Source organism: Marivita sp. (assembly GCF_020055635.1).
Classification (GTDB): Bacteria; Pseudomonadota; Alphaproteobacteria; order Rhodobacterales; family Rhodobacteraceae; genus Marivita.
The window spans coordinates 28,468-36,955 of sequence record NZ_JAIPUT010000014.1 but is presented as its reverse complement, the minus strand read 5'-3'; the positions used below and the strand labels follow the sequence as shown (position 1 = coordinate 36,955).

Annotated in this window: 5 protein-coding genes; 2 read left to right on the top strand and 3 right to left on the bottom strand. The window is 63.6% G+C overall.

From position 1 onward, the window contains the following. Position 1: 1 nt before the first annotated feature. On the top strand, positions 2 to 1,159 hold the full coding sequence (locus LCF60_RS09155; protein ID WP_292291291.1) for a glycosyltransferase: 1,158 nt from the start codon (positions 2 to 4) through the stop codon (positions 1,157 to 1,159). 190 nt (positions 1,160 to 1,349) lie between these two features. After that, positions 1,350 to 2,423 carry a glycosyltransferase family A protein gene (locus LCF60_RS09150; RefSeq protein ID WP_292291290.1) on the top strand — a complete coding sequence of 358 codons (1,074 nt, stop codon included), beginning with the start codon at positions 1,350 to 1,352 and terminating at the stop codon, positions 2,421 to 2,423. A gap of 53 nt (positions 2,424 to 2,476) precedes the next feature. Here the strand turns inward: LCF60_RS09150 and LCF60_RS09145 are convergent, their stop codons facing one another. From LCF60_RS09145 to LCF60_RS09135, 3 genes are all read right to left on the bottom strand, one after another. Further along, complete coding sequence (locus LCF60_RS09145; RefSeq protein WP_292291289.1) at positions 2,477 to 5,671, bottom strand: efflux RND transporter permease subunit; 3,195 nt, start codon at positions 5,669 to 5,671, stop codon at positions 2,477 to 2,479. Continuing rightward, positions 5,668 to 6,840, bottom strand: a complete 1,173-nt coding sequence (locus LCF60_RS09140; protein ID WP_292291288.1) for an efflux RND transporter periplasmic adaptor subunit — start codon at positions 6,838 to 6,840, stop codon at positions 5,668 to 5,670. Before LCF60_RS09140 ends, LCF60_RS09145 begins: the two co-directional genes overlap by 4 nt. A 64-nt stretch (positions 6,841 to 6,904) precedes the next feature. Beyond that, the gene (locus LCF60_RS09135) at positions 6,905 to 8,482 is read right to left on the bottom strand and encodes an FAD-dependent monooxygenase (protein WP_292291287.1); all 1,578 of its coding nucleotides are present in this window, start codon (positions 8,480 to 8,482) and stop codon (positions 6,905 to 6,907) included. Positions 8,483 to 8,488 lie beyond the last annotated feature (6 nt).

The window sequence follows — 8,488 nt, the reverse complement described above, 5'->3', positions numbered from 1 at the left end:
CATGCATACCCAGTTGCGCATTGCCTTGATCACGGAACCATCGGGCGGCGGCTCGGGACGACATGTGCTCGATCTGGCGCTTGGTCTGGCAGGGCGCGGGCATGACGTGACCGTGATTTGGTCGCCGGTCAGGGCTCAGGCGGATTTTGTGGACAAGCTGACCAACGCGGCGCTGATCAGGAATGTGCCACTCGAAATGAACCGTGCAGTCGGGTTGGCCGATGCAAAGGCGTATCTGGCCCTCGCACGACTGCTTCGTCAAGAAGGTCCTTTCGACATATTGCATGCCCACAGTTCGAAGGCAGGTGCTCTGATCCGGCTATTGCCCAAGTCGATACCTGGCGCCCGGATTTACACACCGCACGCCTTCCGCACGATGGATCCCGACTTGAAAACCCCGCAGCGGTTCATCTACGGCACAATCGAGCGTCTCTTTGCGCCCAGAGCCGCCAAGATCATTGCCGTGAGTGAAGCAGAACGACTTCATGCAGTGTCAGAGCTTCGCATCGCCCCGCACAGGCTTCAGCGCGTGGTCAATGGCGCAGAGCTTCCGAAAACCGCCTCCCGCGCCACGGCCCGCGCAAAGATGGGGCTGTGCGACGACCAGGTCGCGGTCGGTTTCATCGGGCGGCTTGAAAAACAGAAGGACCCGATCCGCTTTGTCAGATCTGTAAAGGCGGCTGCGCGGCATGTGCCGAATCTTTGCGGCGTCGTGATCGGGGATGGCGTCTTGCGCGCCGAGGCAGAAGACGCCGCGAATGGCGGAAGAATTGACTTCATGGGATGGCAGGACGGACCGGCCTTGTTCCCGGCACTCGATATCTTCTGCATGACCAGTCAATATGAAGCGATGCCTTATACCTTGCTTGAGGCCCTTCACGCGGGCGTGCCGATCGTGATGACCGCCGTGGGTGGCGCCGAAGAAACGGTAATTCACGGGGAAAACGGGTATGTCTTGCCACTTGAGGATGATGCGAACACATTGTCGGATGTTCTGGTCGAACTTGCAGGCGATGCGGAAAAGCGCATTGCCTTTGGCCAGGCAAGTCGACGCCTTGCAGAGACCCGCACCATCGAAGCGATGATGACCGGAACGCTGGACATCTATATGCAGAACGGTGGGCCGGGGCGCGAACTGGTCCAGAAAAAAGTAAGCTGAAAGTGAATTTAGAATTCCCACCAATCAAGCTGCCCGAGAAGGAAACCATGGACTTCAGAAGCAACTCGAATGCCGCGTACCTGAGTGCTCGAATCCCATTTCCTTGGTGTGCCGTTTTGTGTTTCTCTGACCCGAGGCGATCTTTTTCATTCCCTGAGGATGGAAAAAGCGCCCGTTGCCTGGGGGTCATATGACAGATTTTCTTCCAAAGGTTACGGTTGTCATTCCGACCTACAATGCGGAAAGTTTCATTGAGCGGACGGTACGCAGCGCGGCATCGCAAACCTATCCCAATTTGCAGATCCTCGTGATCGACGACGGTTCGAAGGATAATAGTCGCCGCATAGTCGAGGACTTGTGCCAAGAGATTCCATTTCTGAAAATCGAAACCGTCAAGAACGGCGGGGTTGCCAGGGCCAGGAACATCGGCACCGAATTGGCGGAAGACGGGTATGTCGCCTATCTCGACGCCGATGATCTCTGGCATCCGCAAAAGATCGAAAAACAAGTCGAGGCTTTGGCCCAACATGCCGGGGATGACTCGTGGGGGGCCTGTTACGTCGGATTCAGGCTCATTGACACCGACGATCACCCGTTTGCGGATGGCGCCTTGTACGAGGAGTCCGGGGACTTCTTTTTCGACCATCTTCTGATCAACCACGCCGGCAACGGCAGCGTTCTTCTTGTGCGCCGCGACGTGGCTCTCGAGGTGGGCGGCTTTGATCCCTCATACGCGGAGAAGGGCATCGGCGGCTGCGAAGATCGGGATTTTCAACTGAAGATACTCCAGAAATACAAGATCGAGGTGGTGCCGGAATTCCTTGTCGGCTACCGGGTGCACCCGGAAAGCATGTCGACCAACAAATCCGCGATCGCCCTGGGGCAATTCGCCGTCATCGAGAACTTTCTGAAAGACCCCCGTTTGAATGACAGGATGCGGCGGCGCGCCCTCGGCGCGGCCCATCGTTCGGCCATCATCAAGTTCTGGCGCTCCCGCCTGTACCTCCAGTCGGTCAGGTCACTTGTCCTGCATCTCTGGCTGGACCCGTATCACGGACTGGTGCGCAGTCTGACGCGACTTTACTTCTTTGGACGTCGGCGGGTGCTTTATCTGTTCTGGCTGGTTTCCGAGAGGCACAACAGGCATCTTGGCACGCGTGATTTCCTGATGCTCGACCCATCGCGGAGCCTTTTCAGCCAGGCTATCTATTATTCGCCTCCGGATGCCGCCGGACCGAACCGATCCGTGACGGATGATGTCTAGCAGGCTCTGACCCGGCACTCGGGACTTGGAACCGGCGCGGCGCGATCCTTGTGTCAATGCGCGCTCTCCTGCGTGCCATTGGCTGTCGGGTCGTGGCTTCGGGAGCCATTGATCATCCGCGACACCAGTTGCGCGAGGCCTGCCGCTGCGGCGGCGTAGGCCGGAACGATCAGAAGCACCAGGACCGAACCCACCAACACGCCAAAGCCAAGCGAGACCGCTGTCGGGATCAGGAACTGGGCCTGTAGCGAGGTTTCCAGGATAAGCGGCGCAATCCCGAAGAACGTGGTCAGCGTGGTCAGGAAGATGGGGCGAAACCGGCGCGCCGCGGCTTCGGGCATGGCGTCGCGCCAGTCGGCGCCGCCGGCTCTCAGGTCTTCGTACTCATTGAGCAGCAGCAGCGACGCGTTGATCAGGATACCGGTCAGGCCGATGATCCCGAACATCGACAGAAGCGTCAGGTTCAGGCCCAGAAGGGCGTGCCCGAGGATCGAACCGACCAGCGCAAAGGGCACCGTCAGCAGGATCAGCAGGGGGCGCGAATACGACCGGAAGGCCAGCGCCAGCAGCGCGTAGATCGCAAAGAGCGCCAGCGCGAAATTCTGCGCCAGGGCAGGACCGAACCGGGCCTGTTCTTCCTGTTCACCGCCATATTGCACCGACACGCTTGGGTAGGTCTGCTGGATCTCGGGCAGCACCGTTTCGCGGATATAGGTGGATTCGGTGCCGCCGGCGGTCAGCGACGTGTCGACATCCGCCTCGACCGTGGTCACGCGGCGCGCGTCGAGCCGGGTGATCGTGGTGGGCGCGGGCTGGCGGGTCAGCTCGGCCACCGCGCCGATGGGCACGAAATTGTCGCCGACCGGGATGCGATATTCTTGCAGGTCCGACAGGGTCTCGCGCTGATCTTCGGGCAGACGCACCCGCAGTTCGACCTCTTCCTCGTTGCGCAGGAACGATCCCGCGATCTCGCCGAAGGTCGCGTCGCGCACCGCGTTTGCAACCTGGGCCAGAGACACGCCAAGCGCGGCACCATCGTCGCGCAGGGTGACGACGATTTCCTCGGCCGCGGTCGATTGACTGTCACGAATGCCGTAGACCCCCTCGCGTTCTGCCAGCGCCTCGCGAATGCGCTGCACGGCGGCCAGGCGCGCTTCTTCGCTGGCCGCTGACACCCGCAGGGAGATCGGCGCGCCGGCACCGACGATGGCCGAGGAGAACACCAGTTCGCGGGCACCGGGGATCTCGCCGGTTTCCTGACGCCAGACATCGGTGAAATCCTGCGCCGAGAAGGCCCGCGTTTCCGCGTCCTGGATGCGCAGTTCGACGGTGGCTGCGTTGGACGATCCATCGGACCCGCCTTGCGGACCACCGGAGGCTGCCTCGAACCCGATGGAAATCGAAGTGGCGAGGACAACCTCGTCGGCACTTGTCTCTTCTGTCTCGCTCGCGACCTGCTCGGCGGCGCGTCCGGCGGCGTCGGCGATGCGCTCCGCCACGTTCAACGTGCGGGGCGCCGCGGTGCCCGATGGCAGCACAAGCCGGGCCGAGACGGTGTTGCCCTCGATCTCGGGGAAGAAGACGAACCGGACCAGCCCCGAGGTCATCACCGAAAAGCTGGCAATGAGGATCGCGAAACACAGGCAGATCACGAACAGGGGTTGCGCCACCGAAAACGTCGCGATCCGCCGCATCGGGCCGTTCGCAAAACGGTCGATTCCGGAACCGACGCGACGGCGCAACGCATCGGTGACACGCCGCGGCGAATAGCGGCGCGGCGGGTCGGTGCTGATATGCGACAGGTGTTGCGGCAGGATGAAGAAGCTCTCGATCAGTGACATGGTCAGAACCATGATCACCACCGCCGCCACCGGCGAGATGAAGGACCCGGATGTCCCCGGCAGGAACAGCAGCGGCACGAAGGCCGCGATCGTCGTCGCCACGGCGAAAAAGACCGGCCTGGCCATTTTCGTCGCCCCGGCGATCGCCGCCTGTCGGCCGTCCTGCGTCGTCTCCCGCTCGGAATAGACGCGTTCGCCGACCACGATGGCGTCATCCACCACGATGCCAAGCGCAAGGATGAAGCCGAAAAGGGACAGCTGGTTGATGGTAATGCCGAAGAGCTGCATCAGGCCGAAGGCGCCAACGAAGGCAATGATGATCCCGCTCGAAACCCAGGCCGCGATCCGCAGGTCAAGCGCCAGCGTCAGCAAGGCGAGGATCAGGACCGCGCCGATGGCGGCGTTTTTCGCCAGAAGCTGGATCCGCCCGCGCAGGTTCTCGGCCTCGTTGGACCATTCGAGCACCTCGATGGAGTCCGGCAGGCCGGGGCGCAGGCGGTTCTCGACATAGGTCTGAGTGGTCTCGACCAGATCGAGAAGCTGTTCCTCGCCCGAGCGGAAGACCGACAGGAACACCGCCGGCTGGTCGCCAAGCCGGGCCGTCATCGGCTCTTCCGCAAGGCCGTCCTCGATTTCGGCGATCCGGCCGAGGGTCACGGAGGTTCCGTTCTCGCCCCGGATGACCGGCAGGTCCGCGATCTGCGCGCCCATCTGCTGTTCGCCCAACGTGCGGATCTGGATGCGCGCGTCCCCCGATTGCAAGGCGCCGCCCGACAGGTCCAGGTTCTCGCTGCGGATCCGCTCTGCAAGGCTGTCAATGCTCAGACCGTAGGCGCGCAGCTTGTCCTGGCCGACCTCGATGCCGATCTCGTCCACCGGCACGCCTGCGACCTCGACGGTCGACACGCCGTCAAGCGCGAGCAGATCCTGCCGCGCGGTCTGCGCGACATCCTTGAGAAGCGCGCGGTCGATGTCCCCGGCAATAACGTACTGGATCGCCAGTTCCTGCGGTTCGACTTCGACGATCGTGGGGCTTTCGGCCCCATCGGGAAAGACGGTGATGCCCTGAACCTCGGTCTCGATGTCGTCGCGTACCCGCGCCACATTGGCCGAGCGCAGGGTGGCGACCGTGACCGTTCCGGTGTTCTGGCTCGCCGTCGCGTCGATGCGCCGAATGCCCTCGATGGATCGGATCGCGTTCTCGATGGGTTGCACGACACCGGCAGAGACTTCCTGCGGAGTGGCGCCCGGATAGGCCACCGAAATGCTGATCGTGCCGGTGTTGATGTCCGGAAAATTCTTGACCGTCAGGTTGGTCATCGCAAAGACGCCCGCCAGCAGCAGCGCCACCATCAGCAGGTTCGGCAACACCCGGTTGCGCAGCGCGGCTTCGATCGGGTGCATCATTCGCCTGCCTCGGCGTTTGATCCGCCATCATTTTCGGCGCTCTGGTCCGCTGAGCCGCTGTCGGTCCGCACGGCGCGGCCGGGCAGGGGATTGGTGATTTCCGTCAGCAGGATGCGATCGTCTTCGGTCAGCATGTCGGAGATGACATAGACCGAATTGTCGCCGCGGCGCTGGATGCGCGCCGAGACGGGCTCGAGCGTGTCGTCCTGTGTCACGCGCCACAGCCGTTCCCCGGCATGCAACGCGCCATCGGGAAGACGGAACAGCGGCTGATCGCTGTCCGGCAGCGGGATGGACACGGTGACAAGCGCGTTCAGAACCAGATCGCGGTCTTCGGCAAACGGATCGGCCACCTCGATCACGACATCCACCGTGCGCGCCTGTCCCTCGAGTACCGGCGCCAGGGCAGCGACCGTGCCCGACAGCGGCTCGCGTCCTTCCCTCTGGATCTCGACGCTGCGGCCCTCAAGGTCGCCGTTGCGCCGCAGCCGGCGAAAGTTGTCTTCGGTCAGCCCGACACGCACCTCCGCCACGTTCGAAGCCACAAGGGTGCCGATCGGCGCGCCAACCTGAAGCAGCTGTCCGACCGAGGCGTCTTCTTCGGTGACCAGCGCATCGAACGGGGCGCGCAGCCGAGTGTCGTCGAGCCGCAACTCGGCCGCCTGCAACGCTGCCTCTGCCTGTTCGACCCGCGCTCGCGCCGCGGCGGCATCGGCCCGCGCGCGCTCCAGTTCGGCCTCTGCGGCAATGTTCTCCTCGGCAAGTTGCGCGTTGCGCTGCAACTCGGCCTCGGCCTGCGCCTCGGCGGCCTCGGCACTGTTGAGATCGGCCTCGGCGCGGGCGATCTCGGTTTCTATGGTGCTGGCATCGAGACGGACCAGAAGCGCGCCTTCCGCGACCATTGACCCAAGGGAGAAACCGCTGCCGATCTCGACGATCCGCCCGCCGATTTCAGGTGCAACCTCGATCCGCTCGGCTGCCCGCACAAAACCTGTCTCCACGATGGCGGGCGGCGCCGACGCCGGTTCGGGACGCACCGTTTCCACCAATGGGGCCTGTGGCGGATCGGTTGCCGCATCGCCTTCGAGACCGCGCGCAAAATATGCCGCGGCAATGCCCGCGGCAAGAAGTGCAAGACCCCCAAGCGTGAAGAACACGGTTTTTGTCATCGCGAAGACAACACCGATGCGCCACGCAATGTTCCGTGGCTGTCGGCCTTTGCGCAGCCGAGGATTATGCCCCGGAGCGGCCGATGGCGGCGGACAGGATGGTTTGCGCGGTTTCCGGCGCGATCGTGTCACCCGACCACGCCACGAACCCGTCCGGGCGAACCAGCACGATCCGGCGGTCCCACGGGGCAAACCAGTCGGCGTTGCAGTCCGGCGTGGCCAGCGGAAGCCCCAGCACATCGGCGGCTTCGGCAAAGGCCGTGGCGTCCCCCGGATCGGCGCAGAGCAGCGTGAAGTCCGGGCCAAGCGTGTCGGCCACGTCGCGTCCCTCGGGCCCGGCGGGGGGCAGGTGGTGGCCTGCGCGCGCGACAAAGCTGTGCGATCCCTTGGCGCCGGGCGTGCCATCCGTTCCGGGCACGATGGGCGAGCCTTCGTAATTCGGTTCGAAATCCTCGACCCCGGATCCGCCCTCGGCGCGGGCTTTCCACGCGGCCTCGAAGGCGTCGTCGTCTTGTGTCGGGTCGTGGCGGTCGAGGAACTCGCGGTCCTCGCGGATGAAATTCTCGATGAAATCCCTTGCGGTCGAGGCAAAGACCGGCTGGCGCTCGGCGCTGTAGCTGTCGAGCAGCGCATCGCTGCCCCAACCCTTGATCGTCGCGGCCAGCTTCCAGCCGAGGTTTCGGGCATCCTCGAACCCGGTGTTGATGCCGTAGCCGCCATAAGGCGGATGGCTGTGCGCCGCGTCCCCCGCGATGAAGGCCCGACCTTGGCGATAGGTGTCGGCCAGCGACACGCGCAGGTCCCAGAAGCCGACGTAATCCAGATCAAGCGCGAAGTCCTGACCCACCGCCTTGTGAAGCAGCGCGCGAAAATCGAAATTTTCGGTCGTCGTGCCGATGGGGACGGGGGCGTGGAAGAACCACGACAACCCGTGATCGACGCGGCCAAAGAACAGCCAGTACCCTTCGTAGTCGGGGTGCAACACGTTGTAGAACGCCTTGCCCGGATAGCGCGTCAGCAATTCGTGCAGCTCTTCCGACCGGAACACCAGCAGCGCCATCAGGCGGTTGTGGTCCGACAGGGTCTCGCTGATCCCGGCATGGTCGCGAATGAACGACCGGCTGCCATCGCAGCCCACGACATAAGACGCTTCGATCACCTGCCGCCCGTCGCCCCTGCGTTCGGCGATGGTCAGGCGCACGCCGTCATCGGACATCTCGAGCGCCTCGCCGGACCAGCCGTACAGAACCGTAAGCTCGGGAATTTCCGCCGCGCGGGCGCGCAGCACGCGTTCGGTGGCGTATTGCGGCAGGCGGGCGTTGGGCGCGAAGTAATAGTCCTTCACGTGCGACCGGTTCAGCCAGTCATAGGTGTGATCGGACAGCAGCGTGCCGTACGCCGTCATGCCGCCGATGCCGCCGCCCTTGGGAATGGGATGAGCGCTGTGCAGTTCGTCTTCGCAGCCCCAGGCCCGGAAATGCTCGGAGGTGCGTTGGGTCAGGTTCTGGCCCTTCGGGATCGGTTGCGGTTCGGGATAGCGTTCCACCACGCAGACACGAATGCCGCGCTGGCCCAGTTCGATGGCAAGACCCAGCCCTACCGGACCGCCGCCATTGATCACCACGTCGTAGCTGTCGCTCATGAAAGT